Origin of the sequence: Pedobacter jeongneungensis (assembly GCF_039538295.1) — a bacterium.
Classification (GTDB): Bacteria; Bacteroidota; Bacteroidia; order Sphingobacteriales; family Sphingobacteriaceae; genus Pedobacter; species Pedobacter jeongneungensis.
The window spans coordinates 215,329-234,940 of sequence record NZ_BAABBY010000009.1; the positions used below are offsets into that span (position 1 = coordinate 215,329).

Annotated in this window: 12 protein-coding genes; 4 read left to right on the forward strand and 8 right to left on the reverse strand. The window is 40.1% G+C overall.

What is annotated here, in order from left to right; all coding sequences use genetic code 11:
* Window positions 1-5: 5 nt before the first annotated feature.
* The gene (locus ABD769_RS18600) at window positions 6-1,688 is read left to right on the forward strand and encodes a PNGase F N-terminal domain-containing protein (protein ID WP_344852866.1); all 1,683 of its coding nucleotides are present in this window, start codon (window positions 6-8) and stop codon (window positions 1,686-1,688) included.
* A 1,009-nt stretch (window positions 1,689-2,697) separates the two neighbouring features.
* Window positions 2,698-5,565 (forward strand): DNA gyrase/topoisomerase IV subunit A, encoded by a 2,868-nt coding sequence (locus ABD769_RS18605; RefSeq protein ID WP_344852867.1) that lies wholly within the window; start codon window positions 2,698-2,700, stop codon window positions 5,563-5,565.
* A 612-nt stretch (window positions 5,566-6,177) separates the two neighbouring features.
* Here ABD769_RS18605 and ABD769_RS18610 read toward each other — a convergent pair.
* The 7 genes from ABD769_RS18610 to ABD769_RS18640 form a co-directional block, all read right to left on the reverse strand.
* A complete protein-coding gene (locus ABD769_RS18610) occupies window positions 6,178-7,464 on the reverse strand; it encodes a hypothetical protein (protein ID WP_344852868.1) in 1,287 nt (428 codons plus the stop codon).
* Between the two features lie 425 nt (window positions 7,465-7,889).
* Complete coding sequence (locus tag ABD769_RS18615; protein WP_344852869.1) at window positions 7,890-10,973, reverse strand: collagen-like protein; 3,084 nt, start codon at window positions 10,971-10,973, stop codon at window positions 7,890-7,892.
* Between the two features lie 38 nt (window positions 10,974-11,011).
* Complete coding sequence (locus ABD769_RS18620) at window positions 11,012-11,356, reverse strand: hypothetical protein (protein WP_344852870.1); 345 nt, start codon at window positions 11,354-11,356, stop codon at window positions 11,012-11,014.
* Between the two features lie 29 nt (window positions 11,357-11,385).
* On the reverse strand, window positions 11,386-12,528 hold the full coding sequence (gene porV, locus ABD769_RS18625) for a type IX secretion system outer membrane channel protein PorV (RefSeq protein WP_344852871.1): 1,143 nt from the start codon (window positions 12,526-12,528) through the stop codon (window positions 11,386-11,388).
* Window positions 12,529-12,558: 30 nt separating this feature from the next.
* Complete coding sequence (locus ABD769_RS18630) at window positions 12,559-13,050, reverse strand: T9SS type A sorting domain-containing protein (protein ID WP_344852872.1); 492 nt, start codon at window positions 13,048-13,050, stop codon at window positions 12,559-12,561.
* Between the two features lie 187 nt (window positions 13,051-13,237).
* On the reverse strand, window positions 13,238-13,885 hold the full coding sequence (locus tag ABD769_RS18635; RefSeq protein ID WP_344852873.1) for a response regulator transcription factor: 648 nt from the start codon (window positions 13,883-13,885) through the stop codon (window positions 13,238-13,240).
* On the reverse strand, window positions 13,878-16,943 hold the full coding sequence (locus ABD769_RS18640; protein ID WP_344852874.1) for a two-component regulator propeller domain-containing protein: 3,066 nt from the start codon (window positions 16,941-16,943) through the stop codon (window positions 13,878-13,880). Before ABD769_RS18640 ends, ABD769_RS18635 begins: the two co-directional genes overlap by 8 nt.
* A 373-nt stretch (window positions 16,944-17,316) precedes the next feature.
* On the opposite strand from ABD769_RS18640, the gene pnuC reads away from it, so the two are divergent.
* Both pnuC and ABD769_RS18650 read left to right on the forward strand, forming a co-directional pair.
* A complete protein-coding gene (gene pnuC, locus ABD769_RS18645; RefSeq protein ID WP_344852875.1) occupies window positions 17,317-17,943 on the forward strand; it encodes a nicotinamide riboside transporter PnuC in 627 nt (208 codons plus the stop codon).
* Between the two features lie 16 nt (window positions 17,944-17,959).
* The gene (locus ABD769_RS18650; protein WP_344852876.1) at window positions 17,960-19,048 is read left to right on the forward strand and encodes an acyl-CoA dehydrogenase family protein; all 1,089 of its coding nucleotides are present in this window, start codon (window positions 17,960-17,962) and stop codon (window positions 19,046-19,048) included.
* On the opposite strand, the gene msrA is transcribed toward ABD769_RS18650, so the two are convergent.
* Entirely contained in the window at window positions 19,049-19,591 is a 543-nt protein-coding gene (gene msrA, locus ABD769_RS18655) for a peptide-methionine (S)-S-oxide reductase MsrA (RefSeq protein ID WP_344852877.1), read from the reverse strand.
* Window positions 19,592-19,612: the final 21 nt, after the last annotated feature.

The window sequence follows — 19,612 nt, forward strand, 5'->3', positions numbered from 1 at the left end:
CCACAATGAAGCATCTCTACATTTTTACGCTTTCCGTTTTTATTTCTTTCGGTGCATGCGCTCAGTCGGTACTTAAAAGTAACGCAGTTTATAAAATCACTTATTTTCGTTCGGCTGATGGGAAACCAAAGGAAGATCGGAATCCTGCAGTGGTGATTGTTTCAGCAAAGCAAAACTTAATCAGTAATGCGTCTATTCTTGATCGTAAGGCGAAATATCCTTATGAGCAAAGCATCGTAACCAAACCCGAAAATATTTTATTTCAACTGGCAGATTTAGGTGTAAACAACCAGATTGCCACTGCTGATAGCGCTGCAATTGCAAAACAGGTTTTTGAGTTTGGTACTGAAACCAAAGTGATTTTGGGTTATACCTGCAAAAGGGCAACAACAGTGGTCAATTCTAACCGGATCGATTTATGGTACACTACCGATGCTGTTATAAAAGCGGCGCCAACGAGTTTAGGTCAAAGCCTGGGGCTGGTTTTAGAGCAGGTGCGTAATGGCAATAGTTATGTAACCGCTACAAAAATTGAAGAGGTTAAAAAGGCACAACCAATTGACCTTGAAAAAATTACTTCGAAACTAAGAGATGGTTTAACTTATAAAGACCTCCTTTGGAAAAGCAGGTTTACCACCTTAAATGTTTTCAATAATGAACAGATTAACTTTATAGATAAACCACAATCAAACGATTCTATTTTTCGCTTTGCAGGAGGTACGGTAATCGCCAGAAAGGTAAAATTCCCTGAACTGGCCAACCCAAATGTTTTTGTTGATTTAACGGAGCAATCGAACGGTGATGCTTATGACAGAACGGGTTCGGTGTTTATTATTCCAACAGATAAGCAGATCAGTTTGATGGATGCGCTTAAAAACTCGGTTAAGGCACTGCCTGTTTATGATAACGGGAACGGGAAGCAATACCAGGGGGTGGTAGCTACGGCTAATTATGATCCGGTAATCGAATTGATGCGCTTTTTTACGCCTTTTGGTGTGGGTAAATACAATACTTTAAAATTAAAGGATAAAAACTGGGCGGAGAAAGTGTATTACAGACAGGATGTTTCAGAACTATTTCAACTGGTGAATGGAAAAGAAGTCTGGGTAGCTGTTTTTATCGGCAACTATGATAAAGGTGGACATAAAGTTTCGTTAAACATTACGCTACACAATGGCGGAAGGCCGAAAGAAGCCAAAGAAGTGATTCTACCTTTGTTTAACTCGACCAATGTAATGGAAATGGCCGGACAGGAATATGCAACCATGTTTAGCAGCGAAAAAGGTTTGGAAGTTTCTTTCACTTTAGCTAAAGATTTAAAGGATGCGAAGCTGCGTTACACTACCACCGGACATGGCGGCTGGGGAAATGGCGATGAATTTGTACCGAAGAAAAATACGATCTGGCTGGATGAAAAGGAAGCTTTTGCTTTTACGCCATGGCGGCAGGACTGCGGATCGTACCGTTTATCGAATCCGGCTTCGGGAAATTTCGAAAGCGGGCTATCTTCATCTGATTTAAGCCGATCGAACTGGTGTCCGGGTACGGTTACCAACCCGAACTGGATCAGCCTGGGTGATTTAAAGGCCGGTACGCACACGATAAAAGTAACCATCCCGATGGGTAAACCTGAAGGTGGTAGTTCCAGTGCCTGGAATGTTTCGGGTGTGTTGTTGGGACTGGAATAATTTTTTTTGTCATCCTAAGCGCAGTGAAGGATTTTTTATTCGCCTTATTTTACCATATAAGACATTTAAGAAAATATAAGCTCAATAGTTTATATGCAATTGTTAATTTTTATTAATTTATAAAGGTTGATTTTATGCACCATGCAACCCCAAATAGTACCACAAACCTATTTTCCTAAACCGGATTGGAGAGGAGATCCTTTTTTGCTGCCTGAGCGCGGGGCTGAGTGCAAAAAAGATCGTATCGGAAGGCCGGAAGTAGCCATCATAAAACTTACGGAACCCTGCTTTCCAAATCAACACAAACAAATTTAGAGAGAGGTATCCTCTCAATCGTCATTTCGACCGTAACCTGTCCAGAATATTGGGAGCGGAGAAATCTATCTTGGAACTACTATTAGGATAGATCTCTCCATTTCGCTTCGCTCCAGTCGAGATGACGATTTTTCTATTAAATCTTTCATCCTGAACGTTGTGAAGGATCTTTTATTAGCCTTATTTTACCATGTAAGACATTTAAGCAATATAAGCTCAATAGTTTATATGCAATTGTTAATTTTTATTAATTTATAAAGGTTAATTTTATGCACCATGCAACCCTAAATAGTAGCACAAAACTTTTTTATAAACCGGATTGGAGAGGAGATCCTTTTTTGCAGGCTGAGCGTAGGTTGTGGGCAAAAAAGATCGTATCGGAAAGCCGGAAGTAACACTTAATAAAACTTACGGAACCCTGCTTTCCAAATCAACACAAACAAATTTAGAGAGAGGTATCCTCCCGATCGTCATTTCGTCCGTAACCTGTCCAGAATATTGGGGAACGGAGAAATCTATCTTGGAACTACTATTAGGATAGATCTCTCCATTTCGCTTCGCTCCAGTCGAGATGACGGTCGTTTTATTAAATTGTCATCCTTGAGTGTGGTAGAAGGATCGAAATGTGAATAACCTCACTTCATTCTGTGCAATCATTTTTATTATATTTACGGCTGCCAATTTTTGTAAATAAATGAGTGAAGAATTAGATCAAAACGTAAACGAAGAGCACAAACATACCATAACCCCAATTAACGGTTTATACGAAAACTGGTTTCTCGATTATGCGTCTTATGTAATTCTCGATAGGGCTGTTCCGCACATTCACGATGGTTTAAAACCTGTTCAACGCCGTATTATGCACTCGCTTAAAGAGATGGATGACGGGCGTTTTAACAAAGCGGCTAACGTAATCGGTAACACGATGAAGTACCACCCGCATGGTGATGCCTCTATTGGCGATGCGATGGTGCAGATCGGGCAGAAAGACCTGTTGATTGATATGCAGGGTAACTGGGGCGATCCGGTTACAGGCGATAGCGCTGCTGCACCGCGTTACATCGAAGCGCGTTTATCGAAATTTGCCAACGAGGTGGTGTTTAATCCGGATACTACAGAGTGGCAGCTGAGTTATGATGGACGTAACAACGAACCAATTACCTTACCGGTTAAGTTTCCTTTATTGCTTGCGCAAGGCGCCGAAGGTATTGCGGTAGGTTTGGCCACCAAGGTAATGCCACACAACTTTATCGAGTTGTTAGATGCCTCAATTGAAGCATTACAGGGCGTGCGCCCCAATATATTGCCCGATTTTTTTACGGGTGGTATGGCCGATTTTTCCAACTATAATGAAGGTCAGCGTGGGGGTAAAATCCGTGTTCGGGCAAAAATTACGGAAAAAGATAAGAAAACGCTGGTCATTACCGAAGTTCCTTTTAGTACCACAACGGGTTCGGTAATTGATAGTATTTTATCGGCCAATGATAAGGGTAAGATCAAGATTAAAAAAATTGAGGATAATACCGCGGCCAACGTAGAAATTGTGGTGCACCTGGCACCGGGTATCTCGCCCGATGTAACCATCGATGCACTTTACGCTTTTACGGCCTGCGAAGTGTCGATTTCGCCAAATACTTGTATTATTCAGGGAGATAAGCCGCACTTTTTAAGTGTAAACGATATCCTGATTGAAAATACAAAACACACCAAAAGCTTACTTAAAAAAGAACTCGAAATCCGTCTGCATGAACTGCAGGAAAAGATTTTCTTTAGCTCTTTATTGAAAATATTTATTCAGGAGGGGATGTATAAAAATCCTGAATATGAAAACTCAACCAATTTTGAAAAGGTTGTGGAGGTTTTACATGTTTTATTCGATCCTTTTAAACCCTCACTTTACCGCGAAATTTTGCCGGAGGATTTTAAAAAACTGATTGATAAGCCGATGAGCAGCATCACCCGTTTTGATGTGAAAAAGGCTGATGAGCAGATGAAAAACCTGGAAGATGAAATTAAAGTGGTTAAAAACCATTTAAAACACCTTACCGATTATGCCATTGCCTGGTACCAGAAGCTGAAAGATAAATATGGAAAAGGCAGGGAACGTAAAACCGAAATCCGTTTGTTCGATAGGGTAGAGGCTTCGAAAGTAGCACTTGCCAATGTGAAACTCTACATGAACAGGGAAGATGGTTTTATCGGTACAGGATCGGGACTAAAGAAAGATATACACGTTGCCGATTGCTCGGACATTGATGAGGTAATTGTTTTCCGTGAGGATGGAAAATGCATTATTACCAAAGTGGCCGATAAGACCTTTGTGGGTAAAAACATCATTCACGCACAGGTATTTAAGAAAAACGATGAGCGTACCATTTACAACATGGTTTACAAGGATGGCGCCAGTGGTACATCATATATTAAGAGGTTCGCCGTAGTTGGCGTAACCCGGGATAAGGAATACGATTTAACCAAGGGTTCGAAAGGATCTAAAGTTTTATATTTTACTGCCAACCCGAATGGTGAGGCCGAAATTGTAAACGTTGCCCTGAAACCGCACTCTAAGCTGCGCAAACTGCAGTTCGATCTTGATTTTGCAGAAGTGGCCATTAAAGGCCGTGGTTCGCAGGGAAATATTGTTTCGAAGTATCCGGTGAAGAAAATTGTACTGAAAAGTAAAGGTGTTTCTACTTTATCAGGACTAAAAATCTGGTATGACGACCTGCTGAAACGCCTGAATGTTGATGGTCGTGGGAAATACCTGGGTGAATTTGATGGCGACGACCGCATTTTGCAGGTACATAAAGATGGTTACTACGAGTTAAGTTCTTTTGAACTGAGCAACCATTTTGATGATGGCCTGATCGTGATTGAAAAGTTTGATCCTGAAAAGGTTTTTGCCGCCGTACATTTTGATGGCAAGGCACAGAATTATTTTATAAAGCGTTTTGTGTTCGAGCTGCAGGCTAATGGCCGGAAAACGATTATCATCAGTGAAGAGCAGAAATCGAAACTATTGTACCTCACTTCGAACCCCGGCGCCAGGGTAATTGTTGATGTGTTAAAGGGAAAAACTCAGATTCCTGAAACATTGGATTTAACCCTGTCAGAACTCATCGATGTTAAGGGTTTAAAGGCTAACGGAAACCGTTTATCTCCTCATGATATTCAGAAAGTGGCGCTCGAAGAGCCGGAGATTATAGAAGAAGTTGAAGAAACTGTTGAGGAAGGAGGCGAGGAAGATAGACCTGCCGACGGGGAAGATGCTGCTGCAGAAGAAAGCACAACAGAAGTTGAAACGGAGACAGAGGTAACCGAAAAACCTGAGGCTGAAAAACCAAAACCGAAATTCGAACGTACAGAAGAACCTGTTGCCAAAGTAGAAAAACCTGAGGCAGCAGAAAAACCTGTGGTTGAAAAGCCAAAACCCGAACCGGTTAAAAAGGAAGCGCCTAGAGCAGAAGATAAAATAGAAGAAAAACCAGTAAAAAAGATTGATTTAGAAATTACCAATCCGGATGATATAGATATGGATGATAAAGGGCAGTTGGGGTTGTTTTAGATATTAAAGACTGCTGTCTTATTTTGCTTTAAATAAATAGTCGTCATTTCGAGCGAAGTGCAACGTAGCCGAGAAATCTATCCCGACATAGATTTCTCCGTTCCACTGCGTTCCAGTCGAAATGACGACTTTTTCTTCTGCAGATCGTCATCCTGATCCGATAGCTCCTATTGGATGGAAAATCTCAGATGTAAGACCCTGAAATGAATTCAGGGTGACGGCCCCTCTTTGTTGTTATTCAAAAAGAGTCGTCATTTCGAGCGGAGTGAAAGGTAGCCGAGAAATCTATCCCTAGATAGATTTCTTCATTCCACTGCGTTCCAGTCGAAATGACGACTTTTTTTCTGCAAATCGTCATCCTGAACTTGTTTCAGGATCTTAATTGCAGGATAGATGCTGAAATGAATTCAGGGGGACGACCGTTTTTTGTTGTTATTAAAAAAGAGTTGTCATTTTTAATTTGTCAATGATTTAATATTTCGAATTTGTTAGATCTGCGGGGAACTATTGATGTGGTTCCCGCAGATGCCGCAGAAAAGAAGCGCAGATTTAAAAAATAGGATAATCTCATCTCGACCGCAGTGGAGAGATCTATATAATAGTATTTCTTAACTAGAGAGTTTTTGACTTCATTTTCATTAAGCTTTCAGAATAATCCTTTGTTGAAAGCCCATTGGTTTTTGCAATATTTATTGCAATTTCCTGAGCTTTAATAGCTCTCCTGAAATTTTTTAATGAATAAAATAAATGTGCCAGCGTATCGTAGTTATTTGCATTTGGATCTAACTGAATAGCTCTTTTACTCCATTTTACAGCTTTTAAAAGGCGTTTCTGATTTCTGGTCCCGGATGAATAAAAGTTCCAGGCTGCCTCATTCAATCCGTTTGGAAAAGATTTGGCTTTCCATCCCGGTTTAAAACGTAATGCACTGTTTGTTTTTTCTAATAATTTTAATCGTCTAACGCTATCAATTTCAATACTCATGTAATATTTATCGTAGTGATTGGTAGCTATTTCAAAATAGTTAGCGGTGTCTTTAACAGCATTATAATAAAAAAGCATTTTTTCATTGTAAATTTTTTGCCCGTTATATTCGTTATTTTTCCATTGGTTTTTATAAAAATTAGCTGTGTTCTGGGCATCGGCCAAACAAATTGTTTTTATTGCATTGGTCATTGTATTGTTGGCGATAACATTTAAGATCAAACCTCTTTTTTGCGATGATTCCTTTTTAAAAATGCTATCTATAATAGTTCTGTTTGTAAAGGCTTTATTGTAAGCGATTCTGTTAATTGTTGGACCTGCCTCAAGAATATATAATACGGTTTGATAATCATCAAAAGAAGCCGGGCCTAGTTTTTTGGCATATTGTTCTATATAATAGGCATTATTTGTTACGCCTTGTTTTTTAAGTACATCTATTAACTGTTTTAATTTAGTTACATCTGAAGTATCTTTTAGATAATCTTCTTTCGCTTTCTTAATGGTTATTTGTTGTGAGGCTTCTTTTGCATAATTCAATATCTGTTCAAATCGTTCTTTGGGAGCATCTACTTCTAAGTTTCTGTAAAACAGCTCCATATTACTATGTAAAAAAAGATAGTTTGGGCAGTTTTCGATATTATAATACTCATTTATTGCTTTTAAAGTAGTATCACCATAATTTGTTTTATAAGTGACAAAATGAAGATTTATTTTATTAATGATTTCCTGATCGCTAAAAAGTGGATTTTCTTTTTCATTATTTGTGTTTTCTGAATTCAAGATTATCAAAACATCCTTTTTTAAATAATGTGCTGATAGCAAAGCTTTTTGCAAAGAAGCGCTGTAATTTAATTTTTGAGCAAATAAGATGGAGGGACAGAAAAATAAAAGAAAGAGTGAGAGTGAAATTTTCATGATGTTAGCTTTTTATAAATATAGAGCAAACCAATTGAAAAAAGAAGAGTGCTGCCTAATGATTAGGGAAAGCTGGCCAAGAAGGTTGATTTAGAAATTACCAATACAGATGATAAGGGACAGTTGGGGTTGTTTTAATATCAAAATTATCGCCATTTCAAGCGGAGTGCAACGTTGCCGTGAACTACTTAAGTGCTCAGCGAAGCTAAATTTATCTCGAGATGGATTTCTCCCCGCCTGTACGGGCAGGCATTCCACTGCGTTCCAGTCGAAATGACGACTTTTCTTCCGCAAATCGTCATCCTGAACTTGTTTCAGGATCTCAATAGCAGGATAGATGCTGAAATAAATTCAGCATGACAATGCCAAAAAACAAAAGGCTCCGGATGTAAATCCGGAGCCTTTTCCCTTAAAATTGTAGAACGTTATTTAATACTTACCAATACCTGGATTTTTCCAACCGTTTGCTGGTTAAAATCCTGCAGGGCTTTACCTAAAACCTGACCTACTTTAACCTTGTTTAAATCGGCTTTCATGGCTACACCAACTGTTGATGAGGTTACCAGCATATCGCCCCGTTTAATTTCTCCGCCTTCTAAACTAACCTTAGTAGGGATTACGCCGATTACGCCCATAGGCACTTTGCCAACAAGTTCCGAATCAATGTTTTCTTCTGTTAACAAAACTCCGGGTTTAGTGGCGTAAACACCAGCTACCAGATTAGAATAAGCACCATTTGATTTTTCTACCGTTCTGTCTTTACCGGTAGAAATAATAAGGATATCTCCTGGTTCAAAATCTTTTGTTTCTCCGTTTACATCAAATGCTTCGGCTAAATCGGCACCTCCGGTTTGTGTACCGCCATTAAAGAATCCCTTTCCGGCTTTGTTGATCCTAATAACATTGGCACCCGAGCTTTGACCAATAAAAACATCTCCTGATGCGCCAGTATGGTTAGCCAATATGGTTGTGCCTGTACCGGCATCAGATACATGAAGCGTTGGATTACCATTAGCAGTATTGAAATTTGCAAAACGGCCAGCCCTGCCGGTTCCGAAATTCGGTGTCCAGCCATATACTGCATTTCCTGTTCCATCATTATTGGCTTCAATACCATTGCCGTTTTTACCGGCATTTGCGGTAATTCCATTACCATTACCTTCAGTAAGTGCAATAAGTGCAGGTCCGTTTCCACCAGCATTTGATGAATAAAACAACCCGCCATAACCACCCGTTCCGGATGATAATCCATAAACTCCGGCTGTACCAAAGTTTGCAAAAATAGAATTTACCTCACCTTTAACAGCAGCAGAAGTGCCCTGGGTATTATCTACTTTAAAATTACCCGCTGTACCATTACCAACAGTTTTAACGGTTAAAGCATCACTTGTGTTAGCTGTGTTAAAGTTTTCAAAATGAGCCGCACGCCCTGTACTAAATGAGGGCGCCCAGCCATATACCGCATCTCCTGTACCATCAACATTGGCTTCTACAGCATTACCGTTTTTACCCGCATTAGCCGTAATTGCATTGCCATTACCATCGGTTAAAGCAATAAGTGCTGCACCGTTACCCGCAGGGTTGGAGGCATAAAATAAACCTGCCCTGCCTCCGGTTCCGGATGATACACCAAAAATACCCGACGCACCAAAGTTTCCGAATATGGTATTTACCTCTCCGCGAACGGCAGCACCAACACTGTTGGTGTTATCGATCTTAAATGAAGCTGCATTACCAAGCGTATTATCGGGGATATTTCCATTACCGTTAGAGTTTACCTCAAAAGTATTGACATCTGTATTTGCTGCATTGGTGTTAATGAAGCGGCCGGCTAAACCTTTACTTCCGCTGTTTCCTACTTCGCCCTGCACACCCACACCAGTGCCTGTAGTATTAGTGGCTATAAAGCCGCGAACACCGTATCCACCGCCATCGTTACGGCCAACTACAGCTCCGGCGATATCACTGGTGGTTAAACCAACAACAGCCTCTCCTCCACCTGTATTCTGACCCAGAACACCAGCTGAAGTTTGCGCACTTGTAATCCCGTTTATGGCTAAACCGCTACCGGTAGAGCTTTTTACCCCGATGCCATTGCCTGTTGTTGAAGCATTAATTACTGTTCCATTTCCAACTGTATTTACATTTAATACATTGCTTGTATTTGAATTATTAAAAACAGAAATGCTGGCAGCAATTCCATTGGTAGAAGTTGCAGTTAATCCTGTTCCGGTATTGCTATTGGCATATACACCGGTTCCTGCGGCACTCGCGTTACCATAAACGCCCAGGCCGTTAGGCGTTACCCCATAAACACCCCATCCGCTTCCGTTATGACTTCCCCACACGCCGATGCCTAAACCACCCGTACCATTATTAATACCACGCAAAGCTGAAGAAAAACCGCCAGGTGCAGTCGAACTTACAATTCCCCTCACCGCAGCAATGCTGGATGATGTGGTGTTATTTATACCTTCAACTGATGTTCCATCGCCATTGTTGGTGATCGAAAATAATGTAGGCGCTGAATTTTCTGTAGCCAAAAACGGAAGCGTTAACGAACCGCCGGCATCTGTTCCGGGCGCCCATGTTGTTCCGTTATATTTTAAAACCTGCCCGTTGGTTGGCGCTGTAGCTGCAATAGCAACATTCTGCAGGCCTTTTACAACCGGATTAGGATAGTTTCCGCTTAAATCGCCACCCGCAGCTCCAGTTAATGTGCCTGCAGGGCCAACGGGGCCGATTGGACCGGCAGGACCGGTTGCACCTACTGGCCCCTGAGTACCCTGAACACCAGCAGGGCCTGCAGGACCTATTGCTCCTGTTGCACCAACCGGACCCACCGGACCTTGTGCTCCGGCGGGACCTACCGGGCCGATAGCACCTGTAGCTCCTGCGGGACCGGTTGCGCCGATAGCACCTGCAGGACCAGTTGCACCTGTAGGGCCTACCAATCCTTGCGGACCGATTGGGCCTGCAGCACCTGTTAATCCGATTGGCCCCTGTACACCTGCAGGACCTACCGGACCTACCAATCCCTGAGGGCCAATTGGGCCTGATGCTCCGGTTGGACCGGCAGGGCCTGTAGCACCTGCAGGACCGGGGTTACCTGAAGCTGCATATAAGGCAAAAGGTACACTCATTAATTGTGTTGCGCCCAAATCGGTAAAAGCACCACCACCAATGGCCAGTTCTACCTTTAAATACTGATTTGCATTTTGCCAGGGCACACCTGTTAAAGTTCCTGTTGATGGGCTTCCTTTACCAATTTGTAAGGTAAAAAGACCTAACGTGTTTGTGGTAAGATCATGGCTTTCCTGATATTGAACAGGGCCGTTGGCACTTGCTCCAAGTATCGAAATCCTCACCTTCACATTTTGTCTGGCAAGTACGGTTCCATCGTTATTGCGGGCAACTGCCTGATAGTTGATTCCTGTTAATCCACTTTGAGCAAATAATTTCCCAAAAAAGAGAAGGGTAACCGCAACTATGAGCGTAAACTTTTTCATGTTGAATAATTTAAGTAAAGAGGTATTAGATGTATGTTTTACTGTTTTGTACTGGTTTCCTGTTGCATAGGCGGTTGTTTAACCTCTGCTTTTGGTTCGGTTTTATCAACCTTAATTTCTGATTCGGAAACCGTTTTGGTATTGTTTACCGCTTTCCTTTTTGCGGCAGAAAAAGATGTCCGTTGTGCGCCCTGGGTATAATTCTGAAACAACCTTTGTTTTGTAGGTGTAGCAACATCTTTTTTAGCAACATCTTCCTTCTGCTTTTGAGCCGCAATTTCGGTCTCTTTATTAGGGAATAAAGTGTTAATGGTTGATTTCTGAGCCTTTGCATTTGCAATACCAATAACGATCAGTATCGCCAGGAAAAATAATTTTTTCATTTTTATAGGTTGTTTAGTAGGGTTTAGTATTAATCAATGGCATAGCTTAAGGTAAATTTGATTCCGTTTTTAAGCACATACCGCCTTGCTGTTGGCGCGATGTAGCTCATATCAAACTGGAAAGGTTTAACTTTTAGTCCAAGGCCAACAGAAACATGCTGCCTGTTGCCCTTTTCAGGGTCTTCGTAAAAATATCCGGTGCGGAGAAAAAACTGGTTCAGGTAGGCAAACTCCATCCCGCCGGCAATGGTAAATTCTGATATTTCTTCTTTAAAACCACCTGGTGCATCAAAAAGTGATGTGAATAAGGCACTTGGTACACTTCTGGCCGGGTCTTTTCCTTTTTCAATTTCGTTTGTTGCAATGCCGTTTGCATCCAGTTTATACCTGGGGGGCGAAGGTACCATCAGTTTGTTGATATCAACCAGAAAAGTAAGGCTGTTCGATTGGTTTCTTAACAAGGTGTACCCGCCGCCAATGCGTAAATTCATAGGTAGAAATGATTCGCCTGATGATGCTGAAGAATATTTTAATTTGGTACCCACATTGGTTAAACTTACTCCCCAGGCATAGCGCGAGTTGTTCAATGTTTTTTCAGAATAAACACTAATGTCGGCAGAATAGGCATTAACCGGGTTTACCTGTAAACCGTTAAACGTGCCGTTACCTAAATCGCTTCTGATGAAGCGGCCGGTTAATGCAATGGCAAAATTATTTCCGAACTTTCTGGAATAGGTTCCGTCTATCGCAAACTCATTGGCATTATACTGTTGTAACAGTCCGCCGTTTTCATCACGGAAATTGATGCTGCCCTGATCAAAATACCTTAAAGAAACACCAATTACCTCTTTATCATTTAACTGATGGTAAGCGTTTAAATTACCGAGGTGCAGGCTTTTGTCAATCTCTCTCATCCACGGCACGTATGAAACACTTATACCTGTTTTATTGGCGAAAGAGAGTTTTGCCCCGTTAATAAAATTAGAATTTGCATCGCTGGTTAGGCCTGTTCCTGCTTCTCCTACACCCGAGTTCCTCGCATCGGGACTAATTAATAAAAAGGCCGCACCAGTGGTTACCGTACTGTATTGATTTTGAAGCTGTGCCTTTGCGTAATTGACCGAGCAAAGCAAAATCAGTACAATGTATGCAGTTTTGATAAGCGTTTTCATTGATGTATTTTAGATAGTTAGCAGTTAGGTTTATTGTATGATGAGCTTTTCAGAAAATGTCCGGTAATTAACATAAAGTACCACGTGGTACACACCAGATGCCAGTCCGTTTAATGGTATTACATATTCTATTTTGCCTGCCAGACTGGTAACCGAGCTCGAATGCACAATTTGCCCTGCATTGTTTACCAGGTTAATCACCACTTTGCCATCAGTCAATAAATCAAAATCTACTTTGGTTTTTCCAACAGCAGGGTTAGGATATACCCTCATGTTGCCAACGGCATTTGGGATAAAGTTGGAGGCTATAATTTCTGGCTGCTGGAAACCCTGTGTAAGCACAATACCAGCACTTTGCAGCGTTAAGGTTGCTACTTCGCCAACAGTAAACTGCACTAAAGTAGCTCCAACCTGTGCGCTTGAACCTGTGCTGGCCACTACACTACGGGTAAGGGTAGCCTGACCATAAGATTTAAACAGGCACAGAAAAAAAATTAAAGAAAGTAAAAATACCTTTTTCATAGAGCGCAGGAAGTTTGTTTGTAATGGTTTATAGAATTAGCATTCTATATTTCAACCACAATATTCTTCTTCCGGGATATTAAGGAATGAGCATTAATGGATGATCATTACAAATTGACAGAAAGCAATCTGTTATTTCAATACGCTTTTTACGGTATTTTTTAAATGAACATGAAATGAACATAAATTAATGTAAACCGAGGTAGGCCTTGTTCTCTAAAGCATATTTAACAAGTGATGCAGTATTGTTTAAACTGAGTTTATAAAAGATGTTTTTACGGTGCGTATCTACCGTTCTGGTGCTTAAAAAAAGCAGGTCGGCAATTTCTGCATTGGTATTGCCATCAATAATCAGGCTCACAATTTCCAGTTCGCGGGAGGAGAGGAGGTGTTTGTTCTTTTTATCCTGATACTTATTGCTTAATAAAAACTCTTCAAGGATGTTCCGGAGGCTTTCAGATACATAATATTCGCCATTATAAATACAATCAATGGCCTTAAAAAGATGTTTATCGTCTGTATCCTTAAATAAATATCCTTTTGCACCTGCTTCGAGCATATTCAGTACATTTCTTTTATCATTAAGCATTGAAAGAATAATCACCTTAATATCCGGATATTCTGACTTTAAAATTCCCAGGGTTTGATAACCATTTAAAACCGGCATGTTAATATCCAGTAAAACCACATCGGGTCGTTCATTTTTAACAAGATCGATTACTTCAGCACCATTGTTGGCAACTGCAATTACCTTGAAATCACTTCTAACGGCCAAAATAAGCTTCAGTCCGTTAATCAGCACATTATGATCATCTGCAATTAATATCTTAATCATTAACTTTTGGTTTTAAAATCCTTTTCAGGTTAATCGAAATGGTTACCGCAACTCCTTTTCCCATTGCTGTATCAATGTCTAGTTCGGCCCTTATGGCTTTAATAAGCGCCTCAATATTAAACAGGCCGTAACCTCGTTTAACCGCGTTATGGTCGTATCCTTTCCCATCATCTTCATAAAGTAAAATCAGCCTTTCGTGGCGGTTAATAATTACGATATAAATGTTTTTAGCAGCGGCATGTTTAATCGTATTGTTAATCAATTCCTGGCAGATCCGGTAAATGGCATATTCAGGGGTGCTTTTAAGGGCAACTGTAAAACCCGAATGATCAAAATGGATGTTAATGATCCCCATTTTGTTAATGCTATCTGTAAGATCTTCCATGGCAGTTACTAATCCGTTTTCATCAAGGGTTTGAGGACTTAAATTGATCAATGTATTTCTCAGGACGTTTACAGAAGAATCGATATATTCTGCCGATAATTTGCGCAGTTCGCCACCGTCAATCATTTTATTAATATCGCCTGCCAGAAGATAATGTTTTAGGGTAGAGAGTTTTAAGCCCAGTTCATCGTGCAGGTCGTCGGCAATCCTTTTCCGGTCGGCCTTTTGGAAATTGATCATCTGCCGTAATTGTACCACCTGCAGGTGTTTAACCCATTTTAGATAAATAAATAAGGCGATTAAAGAAATAATGGTTAAAATGACAATACCAAGAATGATAAACCAGGTTTTTTGCCAGAAAGGGGCATTGATAAAAATAGGCAGAACCGTTTTTTCATTGCTGTAAACATCAGTTATTATGAGTTTAAATTTTCCCGATGGCATATTGGGGAAACGGATGCTGTTGCTCCCGAAAACGCTCACTTTTTTGTTATCGTAACCAATCATCTGGTAAACAATTTTTCTTTGCGTTGGGTCAATAAAATCCATCGTGCTAAATGCAATGGTTATTGTGTTTTCGTTGTGCTGAAGTTTTAAACTGCGGGTCGTTATCGGGTTGCCAATATCCGGCCGCACCTGATCGTTGATCAGGATCTCCGTAATCTGTGGTTTAGAACGGCTGGTGTACACATTCGATTTAACAGGATCGATAATATTAATACCGTTGATTCCGCCAAATGCCAATAATTTATTGCTTAGTGCCACAGCCGCATTGGGATTAAAAACCATACTCTGCAGGCCATCGCCTATGCTGTATCGGGTTTGGTTATAGGTAGCGAGGTTATAAATGTACAATCCGTTGTTGGTGCCCACCCAAAGGTTGCCATGCCCGTCCGCCAGTACACTACTGCAATTCGCATCAATTAAACTGGCGTTCTCAATGCTGTACGAATGGCAGTTGAATATTAAAAGCCCCGATGTAGTAGCAAGGTATATCCTTTCGTCAATATGGATGCTTCCGTTTATGCCGTAAGGCGATCTTGCAATTTCCTTGTTGAAAATAAATTTCCCGTCTTTTAAATCGGCAAGGTATAATGATGTATAATAAGATTGGATAATAACCTTATCTGGTGCAACAGGAACGATGGTTTGGATATTTGGCCATGATATAGCGTTGTTAATACCCTGATCCATATCGAAATATAAAACGTTATTTGCTTTAAAAATAACCCTGGCGATACCGTATTCCGTAGCCGCAAATAAATTTGCTCCGATTTTTAAAATTTGGTTAATCTGCACTTTTCCGTTCATTTTTTCAGAAAAGCTTGTTTTTAACTGATTAAAACTTGCTTTCTTAGCATCGTAAACAAAGAAAAAGCCATTAGAAAGCCCGGTTAAAATATTGCCGTTATTTAATTCTACAAGTTGAGAGATACCGAGTTTTAAAAATTCATGTTTTAATGGTTTTGTTAAATCCTGATTATAGATTAATAAACCGGAGGTTTTTGTTCCGCACCAGATTCCGCCCTTTTCTGGTTTTATAATAACGCTGATATCATTTTCAAAATTGGGAGAAACAATATCGGCCTTATCTATATAGCGAGAAAAGATAACCTTATTTAAGTTGGTATAATCAAGGCCGTAACCATTAATACTTAAAAACAGGTTCTGTTTTTGATCGATGTAAATTTTTTTGATGTAATTGGCCGATAAACTAAACGGATCATCTGATTGGTGGGTATAATCAGCTATAAATTTTTTGCTAACCAGATCGAATAACAGCAAGCCACTGCTTCTTGTGCCAATTAGTAGCCAGGGTTTATTGGGGTATTTCGCTATTGCTGTTGCAGCAATATTTTTACCTGTTTTGTAAGTGTTAAAACACTTGTGCTGTTTGGTTTTGAGGTTTAATTTAATCAATCCCTTATCGCTGGCTAACCAGAGCAAACTATCTGATGCCACATAAACATCGGCGATATGACTGTTAAGTGCTGTATTGTTGCTGTTCATAAAAAACTCCTGAACATGCTGTTCTTTTACATCATCTGTTTTATAGATGTATATGCCTTTTACTCCTCTGCTGATAAACCAATCAAGCTTATTGTAAAATGAAACCGGTGTAAAAATATATCCGTTAGAATAAGTGGTGATGTATTTGGCCGTACCGTCTTTCTTACTGTATTTATAAACATTGCCCGCCAGATAAACCCAAAGATCCTCCTGTTTGTCGATATAAAAAGGAAAGGTGTAATAATTGTCGCTCAGTTTAACATCCTTTTTGAAATGATAAAGTGTGAAATTATCCTGCTTCCTGTTGTACTTTGCCAGGTTACTTTGCGAACCGATGATTAAATCGCCATTTTTATCTTCTATAATATTGGTAATGTAATTGCCCGGGAAAGCTGCAAGGTTATTTTTGTTTTTGTAGGTAATGCAGGTTTTGCCATCAAAACGGTTCATTCCATTTTCGGTACCCATCCATAAAAAACCATCTTTATCAACGTGTAATGCTTGTATGGTGGGGTCGCTCAGGCCATTTTCCAGCGTAAGGTGTTTAAATAATAACGTGGGTTTGGTTTGCGCAGAAACCGATAAGTGTAATAATAAAAAACAGAAAATGCCGGATATCCTTTTTAATAAACTAACACATAAAAAATGGTTAATAAGGCACATGGGATGTTAAGATGGGATGATTTAGATTTTAAATATATAAAAAAATATATTTTGCCGGTTTAATATTTGCTGATAATAAGCATATTATGAAATGATGAAGGATAAACAGACTTAAAAATGCCCTTAAATTAAAAAAGCCTATATTTGCAATGCTCAAAGGGGTGCTTTTGATGTTGCAATTTCTGTTGCCATCAATTTGCTGAGATTATACCCATTTAGAGGCTTACGGTAAAAGACTTAAGGTAGAAGATTTAACCTTATACTTTTAACCCTACATCTTCTAATGAACCTGATGCAGATAATGCTGCCGTAGGAAGAGGTTAAATTACCGCGCTGTTTCGCCCTGAAAACAGTTTTCAAATTTTTATCGTAAATGGATTTTCAGGATTGGTTTAAGCTTTTTCAGGAGCAGATTGTACATACTTCTTTAATCGAATGGTTTGCTGTTGGCTTTGGGGTTGCAGAAGTGCTATTGGCCAAAAAGAACAGTATCTGGCTTTACCCAGCAGGCATAATTTCCATTTTACTATCGATGTTTTTATTGCTGAACGTAAAGTTATATGCAGAAACGCTGCTGAGTATTTATTACCTGGTAATGAGTGTTTATGGTTGGGTAATCTGGAAAAAAAGAAAGCAGGATGGCGAAAACCAGGTGTCGTGGTCCAGTAGTAATGAATTAACCATAGCTGTATTAATTTCAGTTATTGGTTTTGGGCTGCTTTACCTTGTATTAAGGCATTATACTGATTCTGACGTTCCTTTATTCGATGCATTTGTTTCTGCTACGGCCTGGGCAGGGATGTGGTTGTTGGCAAAGCGGAAAATAGAGAACTGGATTTTTCTAAATATCTCGAACATTGTGGCCATTCCGCTACTTTTTCATAAAAAACTCCCGCTTATGGCCTGTTTAACCACATTTTTATTTATGGTTGCCATTTTTGGATTTTTTGACTGGAAGAAAATCATTAATAAAACCAGGTTTAAACCAGCTCAATCGTAGCAGCAAAAATATGATCATGCAAGATACATTAACCACCACCTGGCAGGAAAAGGTAAAAACTTATGCGGCACTTTCGGAAGAAATGGGGAAACTTCATCCCGAAATTTTAGAACTTGCCTATCAGGAAAACTGGTTTAAGCTTTTTGTGCCCGAAGTTTATGGCGGGCCAGGCAAAAAACTCCCTGAAATTTTAAGGTTAGAAGAAGAACTGGCAGAAGCCGATGGAAGTTTGGGCTGGACGGTTACTTTATGTGCAGGTGCGGGCTGGTTTGCAGGATTTTTAAATCCTGAATTGGCTACAGAAATTTTCGCCGACCGTGAAGTTTGTTTTGCAGGAAGCGGGGCTGTGGGTGGTGTGGCTATAAAAACCAAAACAGGGTATCTGTTAAATGGTAAATGGAATTATGCCAGTGGTGCTTTACATGCAACCATATTTACCGCAAACTGTACGTTAAAAGATGAAAACGACAAAGATATTTTGGATGAAAACGGCACGCCCCAAATCCGATCATTTATCCTTACAAAAGAAGAAGTAAATATTCTGCCCGGCTGGTCTTATTTTGGTTTAATTGCAACCGGAAGCCATGCCTTTGAGGTGAAAAATTTAAATGTTCCTGAAAACCGGACTTTTCAAATCAATCAGCATATTGAAGTTGCAGATGCTGGTTTTGATTATCCTTTTTTGCAGCTGGCAGAAACCACTTTAACGGTAAATAGCTTAGGTATGACCAATCATTTTATTAAACTGGTTGAAGATGCTTTTTACGTACGTACAGGCTTAAAAAGATATACTGATGAGCAGGTTTTGTTTTTTACAAACGAACTCAGTAGCTGTAAGGAAGAAATCCAAAATCTGCGGGCGAAATTTTACAGCACTTTTGATGCATCCTGGAATCAGCTGATTAATAATAATAAAATTGAGGAAAATACATTAACAGAAGTGAGTTCGATCAGCCGTAAACTGGCACATGCCTGTTGGAGAACGGCAGCCAGATTGTTTCCTTACTGTGGTTTAGAAGCGGCCAAAAAAGAGTCAGAAATTAACCGTGTTTGGCGTGATCTCCATACGGCCAGCCAGCACGCCTTGCTTACCTTCGAAATTTAATTATTCCAGAAGTTCAGGCCTGATTTTATCCTGAAAATCTTTGGCAAACTTATTTAGTTTTGGCTGAATCACAAAGGCACAGTATGGCTTGCCCTGGTTGTCGCTAAAATAGTTCTGATGATAATCTTCAGCTTCATAAAACTCCGTTGCCGGGCTAATTTCGGTAATGATGGGTTTATCAAAAACCTGCTCATGCGTAAGGTCGCTAATCATTTGCCCGGCCTGCTTTTTCTGTTCTTCATTTTCGTAAAAAATTACAGAACGGTATTGTGTACCAATATCATTTCCCTGCCTGTTTAAGGTTGTTGGGGTATGGGTTTTAAAGAATACCAGTAAAAGTGTACTGAAAGATATAACTTCCTCATCAAAGCTGATCTGAACTACTTCGGCATGGCCGGTATCTCCATTACACACCTCCATATAAGTTGGATGTTTTAATTCCCCTCCCATATAGCCTGATGTTACCTGGCTTACGCCATTTAACGTCTGAAATACGGCTTCGGTGCACCAAAAGCAGCCTCCGCCAAATGTTGCTGTTTGCATATCCTACTTATATAAAATCTG